Origin of the sequence: Bacteroides sp. GD17, from assembly GCF_038448625.1 — a bacterium.
In the GTDB taxonomy this organism is placed as follows: domain Bacteria; phylum Bacteroidota; class Bacteroidia; order Bacteroidales; family Bacteroidaceae; genus Bacteroides.
Genome location: NZ_JBCEZS010000006.1, coordinates 25,446 through 46,617, shown reverse-complemented (window position 1 = coordinate 46,617; position 21,172 = coordinate 25,446). Strand labels below are relative to the sequence as shown.

The window sequence follows — 21,172 nt, the reverse complement described above, 5'->3', positions numbered from 1 at the left end:
AATGATCGCTAAAAAATCATTATCTTTGCTTGCATGAAATTAGAAGTATCAGATTGGGAAGTAATACCCTATGCCGGAGCATGGAACCGGCAGACAGAATGGTTTGATGCACTTGTGCATGCCAAACAGGCGGGAGAGGAGTATGTAAATCATATTGTGCTCTGCGAGCATCCGCATGTATATACGTTGGGGCGCAGTGGTAAGGAAGGCAATATGCTTTTGAGTGAGGAACAACTTCAAAAGATAGGTGCCACGCTCTATCACATAGACCGTGGCGGGGATATCACTTATCATGGTCCGGGGCAATTGGTTTGTTATCCTATCCTGAACCTCGAAGAGTTTTCTTTGGGGTTGAAAGAGTATGTTCATTTGCTGGAAGAGGCTGTAATCCGTGTTTGTGCCTCGTATGGCATCACCGCCGGGCGTTTGGAAAAAGCAACCGGAGTATGGCTGGATGGCAATACGCCCCGTGCCCGTAAAATATGTGCTATCGGTGTACGTAGCAGCCATTATGTCACGATGCACGGACTGGCTCTGAATGTGAATACCGATTTGCGTTATTTCAGCTATATCAATCCTTGCGGATTTATAGATAAAGGAGTCACTTCTCTGCAGAAAGAGTTAGGGCGTGAAGTGCCGATGAAAGAAGTGAAAGAACGCCTTTGCGAAGAACTTAAAAAGTTGCTTCAACGCTGATCGATTCGGTGGGTAAGGAGTTAATTAATAATATAGGGCTTCGTGTGTCTAAAGGATACACGAAGCCCTATATTATTATATTCAGAATGTAAAAATCGCAAAGGTAGTGTAAGGCCATGTGATTAGAGACTAATCTTTTGATAAGGAGTTTTCGATAGCGCTATATTTCTGCTTAATTAAATGATATTCAAATGAATAGTATGTAGTTTTAGAAGTGTCTTTTAAACGTTCGTTTAATGGACGCAAAGATAATGCTGTTTTTTTTATCCGCAAAATGTTTAATAAAAATCTTTTAGATTATATCTCTATTTGTTGCGTAATCTGCTGGTGTCTAGTACAATGGGATTCATTCTCTATAATTTAAAATTCCGTTCTCTTTTATTAAACTCTACTCCTCCTGTTTTTCTAAATCTTGACGTCCAAAAAACGAACGTCTATTGAACGCTTTTTGCTTGTAATCCGTTCGTTTATAGCTTTTTACCTGCAAGGTAATGAACAACTACAGAAAATCTGTTGGCAAGAAGAGTACAAAGCTTGTCGTAATTCATATAAAGTGCTCGCAAGTGATTGAATTTCAAGTGTATGCAAGAAGTTCAAAGCCCCGAAAGAACACCCTTTTCTGAAATAATCATAGGATGGAAACAGAGAAAGAGAGCGAAATATGGTATGCCATGCGTGCCACCTACCGCAGAGAGCCCGATGCCATGCGGTTGCTCGAAAAGGAAAACTTAGGTTGTTTCGTCCCCATGCAATACAAAATTAGCATGAAAAAAGGGAAGAAAGTCCGCGCTTTGGTTCCTGTCGTTCACAATCTGCTCTTTGTCCATGCCCGTCCTTCTGAATTGAAGCGTGTCAAGTCGCAGGTCACTTACCTGCAATATATCACCGATACCCGTAGCGGACAGAAGATCATCGTCCCCGACAAGGATATGCAGCGTTTCATCGCCGTATCCGGTACCTACAACGATCATCTCCTATACTTTCAGCCCGATGAGCTGAACTTGTCGAAAGGCACTAAAGTTCGTGTTATGGGTGGCGAATTCGAAGGTCAGGAAGGTGTTTTCCTAAAAGTGAAAGGTGCCCGCGACCGTCGTGTAGTCATCCAGATACAAGGCGTCATCGCTGTTGCCATGGCCACCATCCACCCGGATCTTATAGAAGTAATCAAATAACATCTGAAATCATAAATCATAAATAATCATGTCTCTTTCCGAAGAAACAATCACTCTTCAGCGTGCCGCGCACGACCTGATGTATTTGGGTATGGACGGGAGTCCCGTCTATAGCGATGACCTGTCCCGCCGCAACGGCGAAGTTTATCGTCTGACCACGGTTTTATATAATTCCGGTGTCAAAGGCTCTACCATTGAAGAGCAGGCTAATGTCTGTCTTGCTCTCCTGATGGGCTATAGCGCATCATTCATCGACCACGGCGAGAAGCAGAAACACGTCCAGGAAGTCTTGGACCGTTGTTGGGACATCCTTGATGCTTTTCCTGCTTCGTTGTTGAAGCTCCGTCTGCTTACCGCTTGCTATGGTGAAGTATTCGACGAGCCTTTGGCCGATGAAGCCCGCGCTATCATCGCCGCCTGGGACGCAGCATCGCTTACTCCCGAGCAGCAGGAAGCTATCGCTGAGTTTCAGAATGTGATTGACAATCCTTATCCTTGGGAATATATTGATGAATGAAAATTGCGAATTTATATTCATTCGTAATTAATAATCTATTATAATGCTTAATAACAAATCCGTATTGATTACCGGAGGAACAGGTTCTTTCGGTAAGAAGTTTGTGGAAACCATTCTCCGTGATTATCCGCAAGTAAAGAAAATTATTATTTATTCGCGTGATGAGCTGAAGCAGTTCGAACTGAAGCAGAAGTATCCTGAGCGGAAGTATCCGCAGATGCGTTATTTTATTGGTGATGTCCGTGACCTGGAACGCCTGACGCGTGCCTGTGAAGGAGTAGATGTGATTATTCATGCTGCCGCCATCAAGCAGGTTGATACTGCTGAATATAATCCTGAAGAGTGTATCAAAACCAATGTGCACGGTGCGCAAAACGTGATAAAAGCAGCGCTCTCTACCGGTGTTCATCATGTGGTGGCTCTCTCTACTGACAAAGCTTGTGCCCCCATCAACCTTTATGGAGCTACCAAACTTACTTCCGATAAACTCTTTACCGCAGCCAACAACATCAGCGGTTCCAAGGATATCAAGTTCTCTGTCGTTCGTTATGGCAATGTGATGGGTTCCCGCGGTTCAGTCATTCCTTTCTTTATCAATAAGCGTGATAATGGTGCTACCGAACTTCCTATAACCGATATGCGCATGACGCGTTTCAATATTTCCCTTGAAGCCGGTGTAGCTCTTGTGATGTATGCTATCGGTCATCACTTGGGTGGTGAAATCTTTATTCCGAAGATTCCTTCCTATCATATTAAGGATGTGGCTACGGCTATAGCTTCCAACTTACCGCAAGTAGAAGTCGGTATTCGTCCGGGAGAGAAGTTGCACGAAGAAATGATTACTGTGACAGATGCCCTTGATACCATTGACTTGGGCAGGTACTATGTCATTCTTCCCTCTGTATCTTTTAAGCACAAACGTGAAGAGTTTCTCAAGCATCATAATGCAGTGCCCGTCCCCAATGGTTTTCACTACAGCAGTGATAGCAATACGGAGTGGGAAACAGTAGAGTCCATGCGCGAGAATATCAAGAAATACGTTGACCCTAATTTCGAGGTGAAATGATAAACAAGCCTATTCCATACGGTCGCCAGCACATCACTGACGAGGATATTCAGGCAGTCATCGAGACTTTGAAAAGCGATTACCTGACGCAAGGTCCTAAGATCAAAGAATTTGAAACGAAGTTTGCCGAATATGTAGGTGCCCGATTTGCCGTAGCAGTGAATAACGCCACTTCCGGTTTGCACCTTGCTGCAACAGCGCTGAATGTGAAACCCGGTGATAAGGTTATTGTTACTCCCATGACTTTCGCAGCCAGTGCCAATTGCATTCGCTACTGTGGTGGTGAAGTCGTGTTCTGTGATATTGATAAGGATACTTATCTTATGGACATCCATAAGCTCGAGGCTATGTTGAAGGCTGCACCCAAAGGCACTTACAAGGGTATTGTCCCGGTTGACTTTGCCGGATATCCTGTTGATTTGGAAGCCTTCCGCAAACTTGCCGATGAATATGGTTTGTGGATCATCGAAGATGCTTGTCATGCTCCCGGTGGTTATTTTACCGACAGTAAAGGTGAGCAGCAATATTGTGGTAATGGGCGTTTTGCTGAATGTGCTGTATTCTCTTTCCATCCGGTGAAGCATATTGCTACGGGTGAGGGAGGAATGGTTACCACCAATAGTAAGGAAATCTACGATAGGCTTTGCCTTTATCGTACACATGGTATTACTAAAGATCCTTCTTTGCTTCATGAGCATCAAGGCGGTTGGTATTACGAGATGCAGGAACTGGGCTTTAACTATCGTCTGACTGATTTTCAGGCCGCTTTGGGGATATCCCAATTAAGTAGAGCAAAGGCCGGTCTTGACCGTCGCCACGAAATCGTGCAACGCTATAATGAGGCGTTTTCCAAAATAGATAGCATCAAGACTCCGTTCAATGCTGCTGATGCTTATCATGCCTACCATCTTTACATTATCCAGGTGGATGATCGCTTGGGGCTTTATAATTATTTGCACGAGAACAATATCTATGCTCAGGTGCATTATGCTCCTCTTCATCTTATGCCTTATTATCAACAGTTTGGTAATAAGAAAGGTGATCTTCCTATAGTGGAGGAGTACTATGATCATTGTTTGAGTTTGCCGATGTATCCCACGTTGACGGATGAGGAGCAGGAATATGTAATTAATAAGGTAATTGACTTTATTAAAAAATGAGGAACTTAGTAGAAAAAATCGTACTTGGTACAGTACAATTCGGATTGGATTATGGAGTAAATAATAGTGCAGGGCAAGTTGAACCATGCGAGATTTTGTCTATTCTTCAACTGGCAGGTGAAAATAATATTTCTATATTGGATACATCTTCAGCCTATGGTAATGCCGAAAAGGTTCTAGGAAAATTGTTACCTGAAATTGATTATAATTTTAAGCTTATTTCTAAATATCCGAAAAATGATTTGTCTGTTAGCTGCACACTTTACAATACATTAGAAAATCTTCGGGTTGATTCGTTATACGGCTATCTCTTACACCATTTCGAAATGTATAGGGAGTATCCTGGTATATGGGAAGAGTTTAAGGCTCTGAAAGAGTCTCAAAAAGTAGAAAAAATAGGATTCTCTATTTATACAAAAGAAGAATTGGAACTTATTTTGTCTAAAGGGGATGAATTTGATATTATTCAGTTTCCATATAATATACTAGATCGCCAGTTTGAACCATATTTGGAGGTGCTACATAGACGTAATGTTGAAATTTATGCAAGAAGTACCTTTCTGCAAGGGCTGTTTTTTATGGATAGAGAGAAATTACCTATCAAGTTACAGGCTTTAAAAAAATATTTGTGTATAATTGATGATTATGCTTCTCTTGAGAATATGTCTGTAACGGAAGTTGCAATTAATTATAATTTGCAAAATAAATACATTGATGGTGTTCTTATCGGTGTCGATAATGCAACACAGTTGGCAGACAATATAAGGTCTGTTCTAAATAAAAGGATAGATCTTTCTATAGATGTAGAAGAAACAGAATTGTTGAACCCTTCAAATTGGTACAAATGAGGAATGACTTACTAAAATTGGGTATCATTGGTCTTAGTGATGGCAATGGACACCCTTATTCTTGGTCTGCTATATTTAATGGCATGAATTATGAGTATATGAAAGATTGTCCTTTTCCGGTTATTCCTGAATATTTATCGAGGCAGAAATTTCCAGAGGACACTATTCCTAATTGTCAGGTAGACTGTATTTGGACTCAAAACCTTAGAATTTCAGAACATGTTGCTTTGGCTTCAAATATACCAAATGTTGTTGCTGATTATACGGATATGATAGGAAGAGTTGATGCGATATTACTTGCCCGAGATGATAGTAAGACCCATTATCAATATGCAAAGCCTTTTATAGAAGCCGGATTGCCTATTTATATAGATAAACCATTAGCAATATCTTTAGAAGAAGCATACAGAATATATGCTCTTGAGAAATTTGAAGGACAGGTTTTCTCTTGTTCTGCTATGTCTTTTGCTCCGGAGTTGATTTTAGCTCAAAATCTAGGTGAGATTAGATATGTTGAGGCTACAGTAGGAAAAGATTGGGAGAAATATTCTATACATATTATTGATCCGGTTCTCCGTCTTTTGAATTTCTCAAAGATAAATAATATAAAAGTGAGTGATGGTTTAAGTAATCGGACTGCGATCTTAAACTGGGACAATGGTATTATCACTTCTTTCAAGACATTGGGAGATTGTAATTCTCCTATAAAAATAGTGATATATGGGACAAAATCAACTCAAGAAATAATATTTCATGATACCTTCAGTGCTTTTAAGAGAGCTCTTTGTGAGTTTGTGAGCATTGTACGGAAGGAGAAAATAAATGATTCAAAAGTGAGGACGTTGAAGGCTGTAGAAATAATAGAGAAGTGTAATGGAAAATAAGACGATATTAATAACGGGAGGAACGGGGAAAGTTGGTACTGTTTTAGTGAATCATTATGCGGATAAAGGTTATAATGTAGTTTTTACTTCAAGAAATATACGAAATATAGAAAAGCTGAAAGCTGGACGCCCCAATGTTTGTGGAGTACAGGTAGATTTTTCTCAGCCGAATGCTGTAGATGAAATGATAAATAATTTGGTTGAAAGCAAATTAGACGTGAATTATCTGGTAAATAATGCAAGAAATATAGAAGCATTAAAAGTAGAAGATGATGGCTTTATTTCTCCTGACAATTGGATGATGGAGTATCAAATTGATGTGGTAACACCTTATTTACTTTCTATCGGATTGTCTCGAACTATGTCATTGGAGAAGATTGTGAATATATCTTCTATGTATGGAGTGAATGCTTATAATCCAATGCTGTATGAGGGAGTTCATCGATTTCCCCTTCAATATGCTTGTGCAAAAGCTTCATTAATCCATTTGACAAAATGCTTGGCTGTGTTCTTTGCAGATAGTGGAATTTCTGTAAATTGTATTTCATTAGGGGGAATTCTAGGCCGTGTTGATATGGCATTTCAAGAGCGTTATGCTAAATTGTGTCCTCAAAAGAGGATGATGGAAGATAAAGAAGTTGTTGGTAGTGTGGATTTTCTAATTTCTGACAAGTCTACCTATATGACTGGTGAAAATATTAAAGTAGATGGAGGATGGGGAATATGGTAAATGAGAATAAGTCAATAGCAATAATACCGGCACGTGGTGGTAGTCAACGGGTCAAGAATAAGAATATAATAGATTTCTTTGGCCGTCCGATGATTGCTTATACGATTGAGGCAGCCATTTCTTCTGGGAAATTCGATAGAGTGATTGTAAGTACGGACAGTAAAGATATAGCTGATATTTCTGTTCAATATGGAGCAGAAGTTCCTTTTCTTAGGGCAGAAGCGGCAGATTCTTACACTCCGGTGTCAACGGCTGTAATCTTTTCTTTGAAACAAGCCGAAGCGTATTTTAAAGAGACTTATGACACGGTTACTTTATTGATGGCGAATTGTCCTATAAGGGGGCGTGAAGATATCATAAAGTCTTTTGATCATTTTATAGATAATGAGACGGCAGCTCAGATTAGTTGTTTTAAGTTTGGGTTTATGAATCCTTGGTGGGCTTTTAAATTGGATGAAAAAGGAAAAGGAGAAGCTTTATTTCCTAAAGCTTTGAAGTCTCGTTCTCAAGATTTATGTGAGTTGTATTGTCCTTCTGGTGCAATATGGATTGCAAAAAGACAGCATCTTATGAAATGGAATAGTTTTTATGGGGAACATATCTATTTTGAAATAGATTGGAAAAGTGCTGTGGATATAGATAATTATGAGGATGTGGATATGGCTAAAGCTGTTTATAAATTATTGAATCCAAATAGTTGATTTGTCATATATACGGTGAATAGGCAAAAGATTTTTTTCCGTGCCGATGCAAGCGCTACTATCGGTTATGGTCACTTTATCCGTACTCTGGCTTTGGCCGATATGTTGAAGGAGGATTTTGATTGTACCTTTTTTACTTGCCATCCTACTGATTATCAGAAAGGTGAAATAGAGGAAGTGTGTCCGTATATTGCCTTGAACGAAGCAACTCATTTTGATGAATTCTTGGCGTGCCTTGCAGGAAACGAGATCGTAGTCCTCGATAACTATTTCTTTACTACCGACTACCAACGCGCCATCAAGAAGAAAGGTTGCCGCTTAGTTTGCATTGATGACATGCACAACAAGCACTATGTGGCTGATGCTGTGATTAACCACGGTCAAACGAACCCTGTACTTTTTGATGTGGAAATCTATACAAAACTGTGTTTGGGATTCGACTGGGCGTTGTTGCGTAAACCATTCTTGGAGGCAACGAAGAAAGAACATGTCTTTTCAGACAAAATAGAGAAAGTGACTATATGTTTTGGAGGAAGTGATATTCACGATATTACCGGCTATTTCGTAAATCAGGTGCTACAACTTAGTACAGTGAATAGGGTTACTGCGGTGGTGGGTGATGCTTATAAACCTCGTAATCCTTTAAAAGAAAATAAGCGTCTCGTTTATCGTTCTCGTCTTACAGCCCAAGAGATGGCTGATCTCTTTTGTGATTCTGATTTGGTGATTTGTTCTGCCAGTTCAGTATGCATGGAAGCTTTGGCATGTGGTGTTAAAGTGGCTGCAGGATGGTATGTGGATAATCAGGCTGATTTCTATAATTTGCTTTCTTTAAATGATTGGATCATAGGATTGGGGTACGTGGAACGACCGTCTATCAATTTACGCAGTGTGAATCTTCTGCAATCAACTAATACTAATATGGACAGTCATATTCAGGAACGATATATCTCATTGTTTCAAGAACTGGAGTGTAGGGATTATGGGTGTAAATAAGATAAATGAAGTTATTTAGTTTAGAATGGAAATAGACAAAAAAAAGGTTTATACTATAGGTGACTATACATTTACTAACTACATTTGCCTCTCTGATAATTTGATACGTCAGGTGCTCGAATGGCGGAATCATGAAGAAGTGAGGCGATGGATGTACAATTCAGACTTTATCCCCTACGAATCGCATATCAAATATATACAGTCGCTTTGCACGAGAGAGGATGCTTACTATTGGTTGGTGAGTTATCAAGGTGAGCCGGTGGGGGCAGTGTCTCTTACGTCAACTGATATTGTAGAAAGTACCGGTGAATTAGGCTACTATATGCGACCGGATTATATTAATACAGGAGACGGCTTGCCCTTTGTTTATCAAATGTTTGCATTTGCTATAGATTGTCTGCATATAAATTCTCTATATGGTGCCGTTAATGAAAATAATCGAATGGCTTATCTTATTGATTGCTTCATTGGCTGTGAAACTATTGGAATGAAAGAGAAGAACGGTTATCGTTATTACGAATTGAACTTAAGTCCGGATATGTTTCACGCAAACCGGGAAGATAAACAGAATGTAATAAAATTTGCTAAATTTATAAAAGCTAATAAATAATGGAATTTCAAGAATTTATTTCTAAGTTCGCAGAGCAGTTCGAAGAAACTGATGCATCTGCATTTGCAGCTGATACCGAGTTTAAACAATTGGATGAGTGGTCGTCCATGATGGCGCTTTCTATCATTGCTATGGTAGATGAAGAGTATGACATACGCATTAAAGGCGATGACCTGCGTGCTTCTGACACTATTGCCGACTTATTTGAAATTGTAAAATCTCGCAAGAATGTATAATCCCTTTTCTTTAGAAGGAAAAAAAATACTTATTACGGGGGCTTCATCAGGGATAGGTCGTTCTATTGCTGTAGAATGCTCGTATATGGGAGCAACTTTAATTATCACTGCTCGCAATAAAGAACGTTTGGACGAAACGCTTTCTTTGATGCGGCCGGGTAATCATATGGCAATTACTTGCAACTTGATGAATGAAGAGGATATTGTTAATTTGGTTGATTCTCTTCCACAATTAAAGGGAGTGGTGCACAATGCCGGCGTGAATAGTAGAACTCTTTGCAAAACTATCAAGAAGAGTGATTTAGAGACTGTGCTTAGCCCCAACTTCTATGGTCCGGTATTACTTCAGAAGCAATTGTTGAAGAAAAAGAAAATAGCAAAAGAGGCTTCTATCGTATTTATAGCGTCACGTGCTCCTTTTGCCCCTTCTGTAGGAAATGCAATTTATTCCGCTTCTAAAGGTGCCATCTTGGGATATGCCCAAGTTTTGGGGTTGGAATTGGCCCCGCAAAAGATACGGGTTAATTCTATTTGCCCTGCTATGGTATGGACTGAATTAGTTGTAAAAGATTCAGTTGATATGGGAGTAAATTACGAGGAGTTGCAAGCTAAATATCCATTAAAACGTTATGGTAAGCCTGAAGATGTGGCTTATCTTACTATTTATCTTTTGTCTGACGCTTCTTCCTGGATGACCGGTAGCAGTATCGATTTAACAGGAGGGGGCGAGGGAACTCTAGCATAATGATATGATGAAAGCATATATAAAATCTATTGGCTATTATTTGCCGGAAAGTGTTGTGACCAATGAGGATATTGTGCGCGATTTCCCGGAGTGGAGTGTTGAAAAGATAGCGTTGAAGGTCGGTGTGAACAAGCGCCATGTGGCTGCGGTCGGTGAAACAGCTACGGATTTGGCTATTGATGCGGCAGAAATCTTATTTGCCCGTGGTGAAGTAAATAGAGAAGATATTGACTTTGTACTACTTTGCACGCAAAGCCCTGATTATATATTGCCTACATCCGCCTGTATCGTACAGGATCGTTTAGGATTGCGTACTACAATCGGTGCTTTAGATTTTAATTTAGGATGCTCCGGGTATGTTTATGGATTGTCGTTGGCCAAAGGATTAATTTATGGAGGAATAGCCCATAATGTTCTGTTCTTGACAGCTGAAACGTATAACAAGCATCTACATCCACACGATAAAGGAAACCGCACTATTTTTGGAGATGCTGCTACGGCTACAGTGATAAGCACTGAAGGTATTGTCGAGATTGGAAACTTCAGTTTAGGTACTGATGGTAGTGGATGTGAAAATTTGATAATCAAATCCGGAGGTGCTCGTTTCCCTGAAAAACAAAACGATTTGGTATTCGATGAGAATGGTAATCCCCATTCATCGGATTATCTTTTTATGAATGGAAGCGAGATATTTACTTTTACGTTGGATAATGTTCCTCCTTTGGTCAAAGACACGTTGAGGCAAAATAGAATGGAAAAGGAAGATATTGATCTTTTTGTTTTTCATCAGGCTAACAAGTATATGCTTGATTTCCTCCGTAAGAAGATAAAAATTGCTCCGGAAAAATTCTATAACTGTTTGGCTAACTACGGAAATACAGTATCCAATACTATTCCCATTGCACTTCGCGAGGCTTTAGATGATGGAAGTATCCGGATCAATTCAAAAGTAATGATAGCAGGATTTGGTGTAGGATATTCATGGGGAGGGACGATTTTGCAGTTTTAATTAATTCCTGTCAATCATGAGTTTGGAGAGTGTTTTAATCGTTTCAGAAAAGACTTGGAATAAGAAATTACTTTGTTGTCTTCAATCAACAATGCCTCAATATTCTTTTTACTTAATATCCAAGAAAGAGGATTTTACAATTGAACGGATTGATTCAATATCACCGGTTAAAATATTTATTCCGCACTGGTCTTATATTATTCCTCCTTCTATTTTTAAACAATATGAGTGTATATTATTTCATATGACAGATTTGCCTTATGGACGTGGGGAAAGTCCGTTGCAAAACCTTATAGTTAGAGGATTAACAGCGACAAAACTCTCGGCGCTTCGTGTAGAGGCGGGTTTGGATACAGGACCGGTTTATCTGAAAATGGATTTATCTTTATTGGGAACTGCCGAAGAAATCTTTATTAGAGCTAATGATCAGATTGAAAAAATGATATTTGATATCCTTCAAAATGATTTGCAGCCAATGCCACAAGTTGGTGAGCCTGTTATATTTAAGAGACGTAAGCCAGAACAAAGTGACATGAATGAGTTAGAAAAAATTGAGGATGTTTTAATTATATCCGTATGTTGGATGCGGAAGGATACCCCCCATGCCTATATTGAAAAGGGTGCTTTCAAATATGAATTTACATGTGCTTCCATCAAAGCGGATGGCAGCATTATAGCTGACGTAAAAATCACAAAGAATAATTATGGATAAAACATTTATTATAGCTGAACTCTCGGCAAATCATAATCATAATAAGAAAGTTGCTCTTGATACTGTTCGTGCTGCAAAGAAATGTGGTGCAGATGCTGTAAAGATACAGACTTATACTGCAGATACTATGACTATTGACAGTAATAAAGAATGGTTTAAGATTCATGGTACTATTTGGAATGGAGAAAATCTGTATCATTTGTATCAGAAGGCATACACTCCATGGGAATGGCATGAGGAAATTTTTCATGTAGCTAAGGAAGAAGGACTAATTTGTTTTTCTACTCCTTTTGACAGGAGTGCGGTTGATTTTTTGGAGACATTAAATAATCCGATCTATAAAATTGCTTCTTTTGAGATAACCGATATAGAGTTGATAAAATATGCAGCCTCTAAAGGTAAACCTATGATTATTTCTACCGGTATTGCTACAGTGGATGACATAAATCTGGCTCTGCAAGCATGTACGAGTGTAGGAAATGAGCAGGTAACTCTTTTGAAATGTACATCCGCTTATCCGGCTCAGGTTTCCGATGCCAACTTGTCTGTAATTACAGATATGCAAAAGCGTTTTCAAGTTCCGGTGGGATTGTCGGATCATACAATAGGAACTACCGTTTCCATAGCTTCGGTTGCTATGGGAGCCACTGTGATAGAGAAACATTTTATCATGGATCGCAAAATAGGAGGGCCTGATGCTTCGTTCTCAATGGAACCTGATGAATTTGCTTTAATGGTGAAGCAGGTAAGAGAGGTTGAAGCTGCCATAGGGCAGGTTTCTTATCCTGTAGATGTTACAAAGATAAAAGGACGTGAATTCTGTCGTTCCTTATTTGTTGTGAACAATATGAAGGCCGGTGATCTTTTTGATAAAAATAACATCCGTTCGATACGTCCGGGAAATGGATTGGAACCTAAATACTTAAATGATGTCTTAGGAAAAAGGGCTGCTCGTAACATTGAAAGAGGTACTCCTTTGAGCTTTAATGATATATTAGAATAATTTTTTATATGATATTTTCCAATAAACGCATTGTGGACTAGGACATTCAATATCTTTTTATTAATTTAGTATTAGCATAAACTCTAAAACATAGTTTTATGAATCGCAAAGAATTGCTAGATCGTCTAAAATATATGATAAAGAGTGTTGCCCCGGGTTCTCAAGCTATTTTTTATGGTTCTGAGGCGCGTGGAGAGGCAAAACAGAATAGTGACATTGATATCCTGATTTTGGTTGATAAAGATGCATTGTCTCCTGTAGAGGAGGATGTCATTACTGCTCCGATCTATGATTTAGAAATAGAGACAGGCACTATTATTAGTCCGATTGTGATGACTCGTAAAGCCTGGGATGCAGCAAAGAGAAAGACAATGTTTTATTATAATGTAATGAAAAACGGTGTGCTGCTGTGATAGGGAGCCTTTTACAGCCCCCTATACTCTCTTTCCGCATTGAAGCAAGGACAAGGTTTCATTGGATTCAAATCATGATGCCCTACAATCAGTGCACGTGGAAAGATGCGTTTCAACTCGCGGAGAAGAGCCAGCAGTGAAGCTTTTTGCTCTAAGGTGCGGGTGTCGGCCGGCCGGCCTTCGGCATCCAGCCCTCCTTCGTAACAGATGCCGATGGAGTGGCGGTTGTGATTGAGGCAATGCGCGCCTATCTTTTCCGGTGGACGGCCGCGGTGGATCTCACCGTCGCGAGTCAGGTAGAAATGGTAGCCGATGTCGCTGAAGCCGCGGTGACGGATGTGGTCACGGCGACAATCCTCAAAGCTCAGGCGCACGCCCTGAGGCGTGGCCGAGCAATGAATAATGATGAGAGTAACCGTGCGCATGGCTACTTACAGGCGCCTAACCCTAAAGCTCCCGCCAGGGCGGTGGCTAGGGTGATGATTACTTTGAGGACAATGCCCCATACGGATTTTGACTTCTTTTCTTCATTCATGATGACAGAGAATTTTAGATTTATGATTTAAGATTTATGATTTTTAATTGACGGTTATCCCAGTGGGTTTTCTCCCTGATCACCGTCGCTTCCGCCGTCACTGCTACCTCCTGAACCACTTCCGGGAGTTTTTTCTCTTACGGTGTACGTGGAGGACTCTTTCAACTGGCCTTCCAGATTAATCTGGGCATTGCTCAGTTCACCCGTGGCACGGGCCCGGAGCTTCAACCCCTTTACGTTGTTGGCCAGTGAAAACTCGGCAGCCGATGCTGCACCTTTCTTGCTAACGATGCCTACGGAGAAAATGGCAAGATCATCCAGCTTCACATTCTTGCTGTCCAGGATCAGTTCCTTGATGCAGGAAATCATGTCCGCCAACACTCCCTTGATGACACCGGCCGAGTAGGGCGTGTTGTGGTTGGACATGTGTTTGGCCAGTTTCGCGGTGTCGTAAGTGTCTTCAATCACGGGACGTGCATACCAGAGTCCTTTCAGCGGGCTGTTGTCGCCCGTCACTTGATACTTTTTGTAACGAATCATAGCTTTAATAAATTAAATAATTAAACAATTAAAAATTAAACATTCACGGAGTTGAGCTCAACAATGCAAAGATAACACCGCGTCTACAGACGTTTGTCACTTCCGGACGGTTCCGGTAGATTATGGTCAGTTTCTGTCTGTTATTTATGTGTATATATTTGATAATGTTGTGATTTATAGCTACATTTGATAAGAAATAAATCATAATCCATAAATCATAAATATCACTCATGAACTCTTTTGTAATCCGTATTTATGGGCGTACCGAACTGGCCCAACTCTATTGCCCCAATCTCTGTCCGGAGGCTGCTTTCCGCAAGCTGAAACAGTGGATTGATCTTTATCCCGGCCTGCGTGACGACTTGTCTGCCGTGGGGACGTCTTCCCACTCCCGTACCTATACGTCCGCCCAGGTGCGGCTGATAGTCGCTGCACTTGGTGAACCTTAAAGGTCAGGTCGGGCGGCGTAAAGGTGAGGTTGGTACACTTGGTACAGAGGTTCACGGTTCACATTTTTCTCACACACACGTGCGCGTATATTAGGTGGGCTTATGGTAAGTGCCATTTCCATTCATGTTCTCTACCAGTCCGTGCTTCTGCAATCGCTTGAGCCAGGTGGAGATGGTATCGGCCTCGCTTTCGCATATCAGGCCGGTGCCTTCAGAGTCTATCAGGTTTTGCAGGATGCCCGTTCCGGTATTGTTGCCCGAGATGAGGAACATTTTGTTGGGCGGCATCACGGGAGCTTCGGTCTTTCCGCGTTCTTTGCCCAGTGCATCGTACTTTGCTTTTTCACGACGGTAGCATGCCATGCGCTCGGCCACTTGCTGGCGGATTTCGTCGTGGATGGGTTCGGCGAGCAGGCGTACCAGCGAGAGTACACCTTTTCCTGCTGCGGGTAGTGCCACGACAAAAGTTTGCAGGCAGGGTGATATCATTTTCCCACCGTATGCACACCGGACATTTTTTCCCATGCAGGCGTCCAGTGTGGTGATGGCGCCCAGCAGCAGTATGTCGTATTGGGCGGGAGAAGTTCCGCAGCTGACGATGCGTTCCAGTGGATATGCTGGTCGAAAGTGGGCAGGGGAGAGCGCGGTGCGCTGTCCGGTATATTGTCTTCCTCGCGTGCGCGTGTGTGTGAGGCGGAAGAACCGGGTGAACCTTGTGTACCAAGTGTACCAACTGCGGGTGAGTTTTCGGGTCCGGATGATTCTGCGAGGCAGTCACTTCGTCGACGGGTGAAAACTCCGCAGGGTGTCACGTAGGGGAGTGTCTGCTGCTTCAGGCGGCGGTAGGTTTCTACGTCGCCTTGTAGTGAGGCGTTTCGTACTTCGAGGGTTAGTGCGGCGAGCTTTTCATTGGAAGTGATCAGTTTGTATACTTCGCCCAGTTCCACCGTTCGCAGTGGAGTCATTGTGGCGCTTTTCAGGGTTCTTCCGGTGGTTTTGTCCTTTATCGGTGAGATAGGGGGCATAAATAGCGACATTTTGATGATGTTTTTCATTATGTTATTTCTTAAATTTTCGCCGAAGGTAGGGTGATTTTTACATTGAATCTTTTCCGTATACGGAAAAGATTTTAAGAGTGCGAAAGGTTGGGGAACATATTATAACGTAAGAAGTTGCTGTTTTTACATAAATTAAATAATAAATAATAACAATGAATGAAAATTGTATGCATCCTTTGTTGAGTGCTTTCATCGAAGGTTTGCGCAGAAAAAATCAGATTACTATCGAAGACCTTACTTCTGAGGCTCATATTAGTACAAAAACGTATGCTAATATAAAAAAAGGCGTGATGCTAGACTTAGTGCTTACGAATCGCTGTTTTATCGGTTTTTAGAGGATCTGGATGATGAAGAAATCAGGCGGGTGGTTAATGAGTGGCTGGAGGAATGGTTTAGGGTTAGAAAAAGAAAGTAGTTTGAAGTTTTATCAATAACTTACAGCTATTATCCATGATTATATTTCAATAATTAAAGAAAAAATCAAGAAAGTGTGAATTCTTAGATGGACTCCATGGTTCAAAGAAAACATATCTCCGTATGGTACTGCAGATGATTCAGGAAAAGGTTGGATTATCTCAATATTTTAGAGAACAAGTTGAGTTGCGGAAGGTGTTGGTAAGTTATACAGATGTGAATGGGATTAACTAAAATTGGAATTTAAAAAGCTAACAGAAAAAATGAAGAAATTTGTTTATAGTACCTGCTCGTATGCCAATCCTCATATAGGAGTTATTTTGAATGAAATATTAGCTTCTGTGGATAATGGTGATAAACTCTATTGGGGGCAGTGCCGGGGTGTTTTCTCTTCGTGTATGATGAATCCTAATGGGAATTCAATACCTTGCAGTTTGTGCAAACTTCAATACAAGACCCTCATAAAAGAATTTGGGAAAAGTGTAGAAGTTGTGCCATTTACACATAATGAAAATGTGAAATGCAAAGAAATCATATTCAAATCCATAGAAGAAATTAAGAAACTTGAGTATAGGGGAGTACATGTTGGTTTATCCATTCTATCATACTATTTTTCAATAACGAGAAATATCAATCCTGACATCACTTCTGGCTTTAGTAAATATGTAAATGGTATCGCTTCGGATATGTTTGGTCAGATAGATGCCATATATGATTTTATAGACAAAGAAAAACCCGATGTGATAAGCATATATAATGGTAGATTATATGAATCGAGAGCTTTATATGATATTGCCAGAATAATGGGAATTAAATTTGAATCATTAGAGATTGTTGGAGGGATGGATGGACCAGCTAAGATGGTAAAGTATGAGAATGCGTTGCCGCATGATATCGATTATTTTGGAAGGAAAGCCAATTGGGTATGGGAAGTGTCCAAAGATACGGATGAAGAAAAAGAACGGATTGCTTCGGATTTTTTTATCAGAAGAAGAAACGGTGTCCAAGCTGGCGATAAAGTTTATGTAGCAGGTCAAGTAAAGGGAAAGCTTCCCGAAGATTTAGATTTTGGTAAAATAAATATTATGATATTTAATTCATCGGCAGATGAATTGGCGGCTTTAGGTGGTGAATGGGATAAAGACATACTTTTCAAGAGCCAATATGAGGCAATAGATTATATGTTGTCCAATTCATCTCCAACTATCCATTACTATTTACGTATTCATCCCAATTTGAAGAACGTCCACTATAAATTTGTTACTGAATTATATAATTTATGTAAGAATTATGCTAATATAACTGTTATAGAGCCATCGAGTGATATTAGTTCTTATGCGTTGCTTGATGTTGCAGATAAAGTTGTGGTGTTTGGTTCTACTATGGGGGTAGAAGCCAACTTCTGGGGTAAATCGGTGATATTGATTGGTCGCTCTTTCTACTATAATATGGATGTGGCATATCATGCCAATACGAAAGGAGAGTTGATACAACTGCTTCATTCGGAGTTGCCGCCAAAATCTAAATTGGATTCAATGAAGTATGGGTACTATATTCTTGATACAACTTATAGAACTGTACAGAAATATTATATTAATATTAATCCTGTTGATATTACTTTCTGCGGCAAACATATACGATTTATCCCTTACTTAAAGCAGTGGAATTCTGTTTTGTTATTTAAGCTGATGCATCTGTTTAGTATTAGAGTATCACTTTTGTTTGGAAAGAAAGCAAATCCTTTTCCGGGATAAAATGTCAGTAAAAAGAGTTTTGATTAATTCTATTTGGTTTGGTGTGATTCCCAAACTATCGACAGTCATCAATGTATTGATGCTACCTTTTATTACACCTTATCTTTCACCAGAAGATTATGGTGTGTGGGGATTGATATCTAGCTATGTAGGCATAGCACTGTCGGTGGCTTCGTTGGGCTTGTTTGTACATCTTACTAATTTCTATTATGAGTATAAGTCTCACTATAACTTAGCGTGGAGTCGATTGCTTTATCTGATATTGGTTGCTTCAGCAGTAGTGGCCGCCGTGACATTTATACTCTTATTTTTTTCATTTGACAATTTTTCAGTAGGTGAGAGAACGCTGCTTTGTATGCTTGCTGTGGTCCCCATACTATTTGATGCCAATGGCTTGTTGGCTAAGCATATTTTCCCGCTTAGGAACAAGCCTAAACCGTTAGTGTTACGAAATCTTGTTGCAAGTCTCGCGGGAATATGCAGCTCATTTATTAGTATATATTTCTTTAGAATCGGGTTCTATGGTTTTGTCATAGGTCTAGCAGTAGCATCACTGATGAATTTTATCTTATTTATAGATCCCATTTGGATAAAAGAGAAGATAGTGCCCAAGCGCGACCATTCAATGCATCGTATTAAGGAATGGATAAGTATCTCTTTGCCAGCAATCCCCCATGCCTTGGGCTTTCTCTTTTTGACTTCTTCATCACGCATTGTGATGAATTTCTATGGAGTGTCAATCAATGATATTGGTATATATACCAATGGCTATACTATAGGTGATTATGTGAATGTTGGTGCAGCTGCGGTTGTTACAGCTTTTCTACCTCAGCTGCAGTTGGCTTACCGTCAAAATAGGTTCAATGATTTTAGAAAGTTGTACTTTTTCAGCCAAGGAATTTCGATCTTTGCTATCGTGTTTGCAGTGATTTGGATGCCTGATCTTTATCGCTTGCTTATACGTAATCCGCAGTTTCACGAAGGTATTAGAGTTGCTCAGTATGCTTGCTTTGCTAACGCTGTGTTTCCTCTTTATGTCTTTCTCTCAAGTGTATGCTTTATTGAAAAGAACACAAAGCAATTGCTGTGGTTAGTTTTTGTGCCTGGTATACTTAACGTGATGTTGTGTATTATTTGTATTCCCATTTGGGGATATCGTGCGGCGCTCTTCACTACTATCTTCTCATATTGGACACAAGTATTGATACCTTTTTTTGTGAAGTTTTACAATCATACCGTAAAGTTGTGGATGCCTCAAAAATATCAATTATTACTGTTGTTACTGACATTATCTGCACTGTTAGTTCTTTCGAATATGCTTTCTCAGATAAATACGACTTATAAATTCATCGTTTCAATAGCTTTATTGGGACTACTGTGTAATTTTTTAAAGAATTTTGCGAAATATAAGGTGTTATGATGCTACTATGGAGGGGGATTTGTATGTTGTAACATATATCTTTCCAATATATTATCTGATATGGACTGGATACCTATTATGTAAAAGGTATATATACAATTATAGTTGGAAAAACTTTAAATTATTATTTCTTGCTTTTACTCTGTTAGTTCTGATATTTTTTTGTTCCTATATTAAACATGATTTACCATTGTAGACGTCTGGTTATCTTTATTATATCTCTTTATTGCTGTTAATGTTTTATTATTATTTATTTTTTTAAGAAAGACTTTCTATAGTGTGAAATGAAAATGTTACGTACCCATCTTGTTATTTTGTTTCTTATATTGACATTCCCAATTTTGGCAATACCATTTATTTTAAGAGAAGTCTATTTTAAGAGATATTATGCTTTAAATTATTTGGCTGTCTTTATGGGGCTTTTAGCATATTTATGGATTCCCTCTGGAGATTTGTATCGGTATTATAATGATTTTATTGGGATGGAGTCTCTTTCATGGTCTTCTTTATCTGATATTTTTAGATTTGACTTTATTCATCCGTGTATAATGTTCTTGATTTCTCATTTGGGGCTTGATTTTGGGTTTGTAAGATTGTCATTAAGTATCGTTTGCTATTTATTACTATTCTCTATTTTTAAAGATGTAATAAGGCATAGTAATTGGTTACAAACGAATAAAGATTGTTTTATAGCTTTTCTAACTTTATTTTTTCTAATCAGATTCTCAGGCTTCTTAACAGGAGTTCGTTTTACATTAGCTATGGCTTTGAGTTTTTATGGTGCATACTGGACATTGCATGGAATGTCAAAGAAGGGATGGGTATGTTTGTTTTTATCGGGATTTACTCATTTCTCTCTTTGGGCTATTACATTTATGGTGATATTTATAAAGCTTGTAAAACCTTCATTTTATAAGAATACAACGCTTTTTCTTCTATTTTTTCTATTCTTATTTTCTCCTTTTTTTTTAGTAAATATTATTGAGGTGATTCCTGTAAATCCGATGTTGAAATTACATCTTGAGAATTATACGATAGGATATTATGCAGGTGAGGAATTACAGAATCATTCTATCTTATTTAAGATAGCTCAGATTTGCTCTATTTTTGCATTATATCCATCTGTTATGTTACTTTTTTATCGTATGAATAAATTTAAGAATTTTGAATTATTCGTTTGTTTGGCTATCTTTCTTGTGTTATTATGGAATATGAATTCTGCATATAATAGATATGCCTTTCTTGCAACTATTTTTTTTATTCTTCCTTTCTTTAGATACGGTGCAGATTCTTTTAAAAAGAGTGATTTGTATTTCATGTTCCTTGTAAGTTTGTTTGTGTATTCAACTTCGATTTTGACTACTAAAAGAGAATTGATAAATGGACGCCAAGTAAGTATTATATATATGCCCTTACCTGCTATTTTGTCTAATACTTATTCCAGTATTTGGATAAATACCAATATAATGCCTGATGGCGATATGCGATATAATTAAATGCTAAT

26 protein-coding genes are annotated in these 21,172 nt (G+C 39.3%); 21 read left to right on the top strand and 5 right to left on the bottom strand.

All coding sequences use genetic code 11. The features are described 5' to 3' along the window. Nucleotides 1–33 precede the first annotated feature (33 nt). From lipB to AAE250_RS10950, 17 genes are all read left to right on the top strand, one after another. A complete protein-coding gene (lipB, locus tag AAE250_RS11030) occupies nt 34–696 on the top strand; it encodes a lipoyl(octanoyl) transferase LipB (RefSeq protein WP_294600954.1) in 663 nt (220 codons plus the stop codon). A gap of 635 nt (nt 697–1,331) precedes the next feature. Then, on the top strand, nt 1,332–1,868 hold the full coding sequence (locus AAE250_RS11025; RefSeq protein ID WP_342288902.1) for a UpxY family transcription antiterminator: 537 nt from the start codon (nt 1,332–1,334) through the stop codon (nt 1,866–1,868). Nucleotides 1,869–1,896: 28 nt separating this feature from the next. Continuing rightward, nucleotides 1,897–2,385, top strand: coding sequence for a UpxZ family transcription anti-terminator antagonist (locus AAE250_RS11020; RefSeq protein ID WP_342288901.1), 489 nt, complete (start codon nt 1,897–1,899; stop codon nt 2,383–2,385). 43 nt (nt 2,386–2,428) lie between these two features. After that, the gene (pseB, locus tag AAE250_RS11015) at nt 2,429–3,451 is read left to right on the top strand and encodes a UDP-N-acetylglucosamine 4,6-dehydratase (inverting) (protein ID WP_294600948.1); all 1,023 of its coding nucleotides are present in this window, start codon (nt 2,429–2,431) and stop codon (nt 3,449–3,451) included. Further along, the gene (pseC, locus tag AAE250_RS11010; RefSeq protein WP_294600946.1) at nt 3,448–4,611 is read left to right on the top strand and encodes a UDP-4-amino-4,6-dideoxy-N-acetyl-beta-L-altrosamine transaminase; all 1,164 of its coding nucleotides are present in this window, start codon (nt 3,448–3,450) and stop codon (nt 4,609–4,611) included. Before pseB ends, pseC begins: the two co-directional genes overlap by 4 nt. Continuing rightward, entirely contained in the window at nt 4,608–5,459 is an 852-nt protein-coding gene (locus AAE250_RS11005) for an aldo/keto reductase (RefSeq protein ID WP_294600944.1), read from the top strand. The genes pseC and AAE250_RS11005 overlap by 4 nt, the downstream gene beginning before the upstream one ends. Next, nucleotides 5,456–6,343, top strand: coding sequence for a Gfo/Idh/MocA family protein (locus AAE250_RS11000; RefSeq protein WP_294600943.1), 888 nt, complete (start codon nt 5,456–5,458; stop codon nt 6,341–6,343). Before AAE250_RS11005 ends, AAE250_RS11000 begins: the two co-directional genes overlap by 4 nt. After that, nucleotides 6,333–7,073, top strand: coding sequence for an SDR family oxidoreductase (locus AAE250_RS10995; protein ID WP_294600941.1), 741 nt, complete (start codon nt 6,333–6,335; stop codon nt 7,071–7,073). Before AAE250_RS11000 ends, AAE250_RS10995 begins: the two co-directional genes overlap by 11 nt. Next, nucleotides 7,058–7,774: an acylneuraminate cytidylyltransferase family protein gene (locus AAE250_RS10990; protein WP_294600940.1), complete on the top strand. Its 717-nt coding sequence runs from the start codon at nt 7,058–7,060 to the stop codon at nt 7,772–7,774. The genes AAE250_RS10995 and AAE250_RS10990 overlap by 16 nt, the downstream gene beginning before the upstream one ends. 15 nt (nt 7,775–7,789) lie before the next feature. After that, nucleotides 7,790–8,770 carry a UDP-2,4-diacetamido-2,4,6-trideoxy-beta-L-altropyranose hydrolase gene (pseG, locus tag AAE250_RS10985; RefSeq protein WP_294600938.1) on the top strand — a complete coding sequence of 327 codons (981 nt, stop codon included), beginning with the start codon at nt 7,790–7,792 and terminating at the stop codon, nt 8,768–8,770. A 25-nt stretch (nt 8,771–8,795) separates the two neighbouring features. Beyond that, nucleotides 8,796–9,380 carry a GNAT family N-acetyltransferase gene (locus AAE250_RS10980; protein WP_294600936.1) on the top strand — a complete coding sequence of 195 codons (585 nt, stop codon included), beginning with the start codon at nt 8,796–8,798 and terminating at the stop codon, nt 9,378–9,380. After that, entirely contained in the window at nt 9,380–9,616 is a 237-nt protein-coding gene (locus tag AAE250_RS10975; RefSeq protein ID WP_294600934.1) for an acyl carrier protein, read from the top strand. The genes AAE250_RS10980 and AAE250_RS10975 overlap by 1 nt, the downstream gene beginning before the upstream one ends. Then, a complete protein-coding gene (locus tag AAE250_RS10970) occupies nt 9,609–10,361 on the top strand; it encodes an SDR family NAD(P)-dependent oxidoreductase (protein ID WP_294600933.1) in 753 nt (250 codons plus the stop codon). The genes AAE250_RS10975 and AAE250_RS10970 overlap by 8 nt, the downstream gene beginning before the upstream one ends. Before the next feature lie 7 nt (nt 10,362–10,368). After that, a complete protein-coding gene (locus tag AAE250_RS10965) occupies nt 10,369–11,370 on the top strand; it encodes a ketoacyl-ACP synthase III (protein ID WP_294601077.1) in 1,002 nt (333 codons plus the stop codon). 16 nt (nt 11,371–11,386) lie between these two features. Continuing rightward, nucleotides 11,387–12,082 carry a hypothetical protein gene (locus AAE250_RS10960; RefSeq protein WP_294600931.1) on the top strand — a complete coding sequence of 232 codons (696 nt, stop codon included), beginning with the start codon at nt 11,387–11,389 and terminating at the stop codon, nt 12,080–12,082. Then, entirely contained in the window at nt 12,075–13,085 is a 1,011-nt protein-coding gene (gene pseI, locus AAE250_RS10955; RefSeq protein ID WP_294600929.1) for a pseudaminic acid synthase, read from the top strand. The genes AAE250_RS10960 and pseI overlap by 8 nt, the downstream gene beginning before the upstream one ends. 98 nt (nt 13,086–13,183) lie before the next feature. Beyond that, nucleotides 13,184–13,498 carry a nucleotidyltransferase domain-containing protein gene (locus AAE250_RS10950; RefSeq protein WP_294600927.1) on the top strand — a complete coding sequence of 105 codons (315 nt, stop codon included), beginning with the start codon at nt 13,184–13,186 and terminating at the stop codon, nt 13,496–13,498. 11 nt (nt 13,499–13,509) lie between these two features. Here AAE250_RS10950 and AAE250_RS10945 read toward each other — a convergent pair whose 3' ends face one another. The 3 genes from AAE250_RS10945 to AAE250_RS10935 are packed head-to-tail and all read right to left on the bottom strand — an operon-like array spanning nt 13,510 to nt 14,573. Next, complete coding sequence (locus AAE250_RS10945; RefSeq protein ID WP_342288900.1) at nt 13,510–13,923, bottom strand: N-acetylmuramoyl-L-alanine amidase; 414 nt, start codon at nt 13,921–13,923, stop codon at nt 13,510–13,512. A 2-nt stretch (nt 13,924–13,925) separates the two neighbouring features. Further along, nucleotides 13,926–14,033, bottom strand: coding sequence for a smalltalk protein (locus tag AAE250_RS10940; RefSeq protein WP_342288899.1), 108 nt, complete (start codon nt 14,031–14,033; stop codon nt 13,926–13,928). Nucleotides 14,034–14,087: 54 nt separating this feature from the next. Then, nucleotides 14,088–14,573, bottom strand: a complete 486-nt coding sequence (locus AAE250_RS10935) for an HU family DNA-binding protein (protein ID WP_342288898.1) — start codon at nt 14,571–14,573, stop codon at nt 14,088–14,090. 230 nt (nt 14,574–14,803) lie between these two features. Between AAE250_RS10935 and AAE250_RS10930 the strand changes: the two genes are divergently transcribed. Then, entirely contained in the window at nt 14,804–15,022 is a 219-nt protein-coding gene (locus AAE250_RS10930; RefSeq protein WP_342288897.1) for a DUF4248 domain-containing protein, read from the top strand. A gap of 90 nt (nt 15,023–15,112) precedes the next feature. Here the strand turns inward: AAE250_RS10930 and AAE250_RS10925 are convergent, their stop codons facing one another. Both AAE250_RS10925 and AAE250_RS10920 read right to left on the bottom strand, forming a co-directional pair. After that, nucleotides 15,113–15,547, bottom strand: a complete 435-nt coding sequence (locus AAE250_RS10925; protein ID WP_342288896.1) for a DUF3987 domain-containing protein — start codon at nt 15,545–15,547, stop codon at nt 15,113–15,115. Next, nucleotides 15,508–16,077, bottom strand: a complete 570-nt coding sequence (locus AAE250_RS10920; RefSeq protein ID WP_342288895.1) for a hypothetical protein — start codon at nt 16,075–16,077, stop codon at nt 15,508–15,510. The genes AAE250_RS10925 and AAE250_RS10920 overlap by 40 nt, the downstream gene beginning before the upstream one ends. A gap of 680 nt (nt 16,078–16,757) precedes the next feature. Here AAE250_RS10920 and AAE250_RS10915 point away from each other — a divergent pair. From AAE250_RS10915 to AAE250_RS10905, 3 genes are all read left to right on the top strand, one after another. Next, nucleotides 16,758–18,248 carry a capsular polysaccharide export protein, LipB/KpsS family gene (locus tag AAE250_RS10915; protein WP_342288894.1) on the top strand — a complete coding sequence of 497 codons (1,491 nt, stop codon included), beginning with the start codon at nt 16,758–16,760 and terminating at the stop codon, nt 18,246–18,248. Continuing rightward, nucleotides 18,217–19,668, top strand: a complete 1,452-nt coding sequence (locus tag AAE250_RS10910; RefSeq protein WP_342288893.1) for a lipopolysaccharide biosynthesis protein — start codon at nt 18,217–18,219, stop codon at nt 19,666–19,668. Before AAE250_RS10915 ends, AAE250_RS10910 begins: the two co-directional genes overlap by 32 nt. A gap of 290 nt (nt 19,669–19,958) precedes the next feature. Continuing rightward, nucleotides 19,959–21,164: an EpsG family protein gene (locus tag AAE250_RS10905; RefSeq protein ID WP_342288892.1), complete on the top strand. Its 1,206-nt coding sequence runs from the start codon at nt 19,959–19,961 to the stop codon at nt 21,162–21,164. Nucleotides 21,165–21,172: the final 8 nt, after the last annotated feature.

Bases quoted from the DNA above. Each gene is read 5' to 3' on its own strand.
- lipB (WP_294600954.1), top strand. From the start codon at position 34: ATGAAATTAGAAGTATCAGATTGGGAAGTAATACCCTATGCCGGAGCA.
- AAE250_RS11025 (WP_342288902.1), top strand. From the start codon at position 1,332: ATGGAAACAGAGAAAGAGAGCGAAATATGGTATGCCATGCGTGCCACC.
- AAE250_RS11020 (WP_342288901.1), top strand. From the start codon at position 1,897: ATGTCTCTTTCCGAAGAAACAATCACTCTTCAGCGTGCCGCGCACGAC.
- pseB (WP_294600948.1), top strand. From the start codon at position 2,429: ATGCTTAATAACAAATCCGTATTGATTACCGGAGGAACAGGTTCTTTC.
- pseC (WP_294600946.1), top strand. From the start codon at position 3,448: ATGATAAACAAGCCTATTCCATACGGTCGCCAGCACATCACTGACGAG.
- AAE250_RS11005 (WP_294600944.1), top strand. From the start codon at position 4,608: ATGAGGAACTTAGTAGAAAAAATCGTACTTGGTACAGTACAATTCGGA.
- AAE250_RS11000 (WP_294600943.1), top strand. From the start codon at position 5,456: ATGAGGAATGACTTACTAAAATTGGGTATCATTGGTCTTAGTGATGGC.
- AAE250_RS10995 (WP_294600941.1), top strand. From the start codon at position 6,333: ATGGAAAATAAGACGATATTAATAACGGGAGGAACGGGGAAAGTTGGT.
- AAE250_RS10990 (WP_294600940.1), top strand. From the start codon at position 7,058: ATGGGGAATATGGTAAATGAGAATAAGTCAATAGCAATAATACCGGCA.
- AAE250_RS10980 (WP_294600936.1), top strand. From the start codon at position 8,796: ATGGAAATAGACAAAAAAAAGGTTTATACTATAGGTGACTATACATTT.
- AAE250_RS10975 (WP_294600934.1), top strand. From the start codon at position 9,380: ATGGAATTTCAAGAATTTATTTCTAAGTTCGCAGAGCAGTTCGAAGAA.
- AAE250_RS10970 (WP_294600933.1), top strand. From the start codon at position 9,609: ATGTATAATCCCTTTTCTTTAGAAGGAAAAAAAATACTTATTACGGGG.
- AAE250_RS10965 (WP_294601077.1), top strand. From the start codon at position 10,369: ATGAAAGCATATATAAAATCTATTGGCTATTATTTGCCGGAAAGTGTT.
- AAE250_RS10960 (WP_294600931.1), top strand. From the start codon at position 11,387: ATGAGTTTGGAGAGTGTTTTAATCGTTTCAGAAAAGACTTGGAATAAG.
- pseI (WP_294600929.1), top strand. From the start codon at position 12,075: ATGGATAAAACATTTATTATAGCTGAACTCTCGGCAAATCATAATCAT.
- AAE250_RS10950 (WP_294600927.1), top strand. From the start codon at position 13,184: ATGAATCGCAAAGAATTGCTAGATCGTCTAAAATATATGATAAAGAGT.
- AAE250_RS10945 (WP_342288900.1), bottom strand. From the start codon at position 13,923: ATGCGCACGGTTACTCTCATCATTATTCATTGCTCGGCCACGCCTCAG.
- AAE250_RS10940 (WP_342288899.1), bottom strand. From the start codon at position 14,033: ATGAATGAAGAAAAGAAGTCAAAATCCGTATGGGGCATTGTCCTCAAA.
- AAE250_RS10935 (WP_342288898.1), bottom strand. From the start codon at position 14,573: ATGATTCGTTACAAAAAGTATCAAGTGACGGGCGACAACAGCCCGCTG.
- AAE250_RS10930 (WP_342288897.1), top strand. From the start codon at position 14,804: ATGAACTCTTTTGTAATCCGTATTTATGGGCGTACCGAACTGGCCCAA.
- AAE250_RS10925 (WP_342288896.1), bottom strand. From the start codon at position 15,547: ATGGGAAAAAATGTCCGGTGTGCATACGGTGGGAAAATGATATCACCC.
- AAE250_RS10920 (WP_342288895.1), bottom strand. From the start codon at position 16,077: ATGAAAAACATCATCAAAATGTCGCTATTTATGCCCCCTATCTCACCG.
- AAE250_RS10915 (WP_342288894.1), top strand. From the start codon at position 16,758: ATGAAGAAATTTGTTTATAGTACCTGCTCGTATGCCAATCCTCATATA.
- AAE250_RS10905 (WP_342288892.1), top strand. From the start codon at position 19,959: ATGTTACGTACCCATCTTGTTATTTTGTTTCTTATATTGACATTCCCA.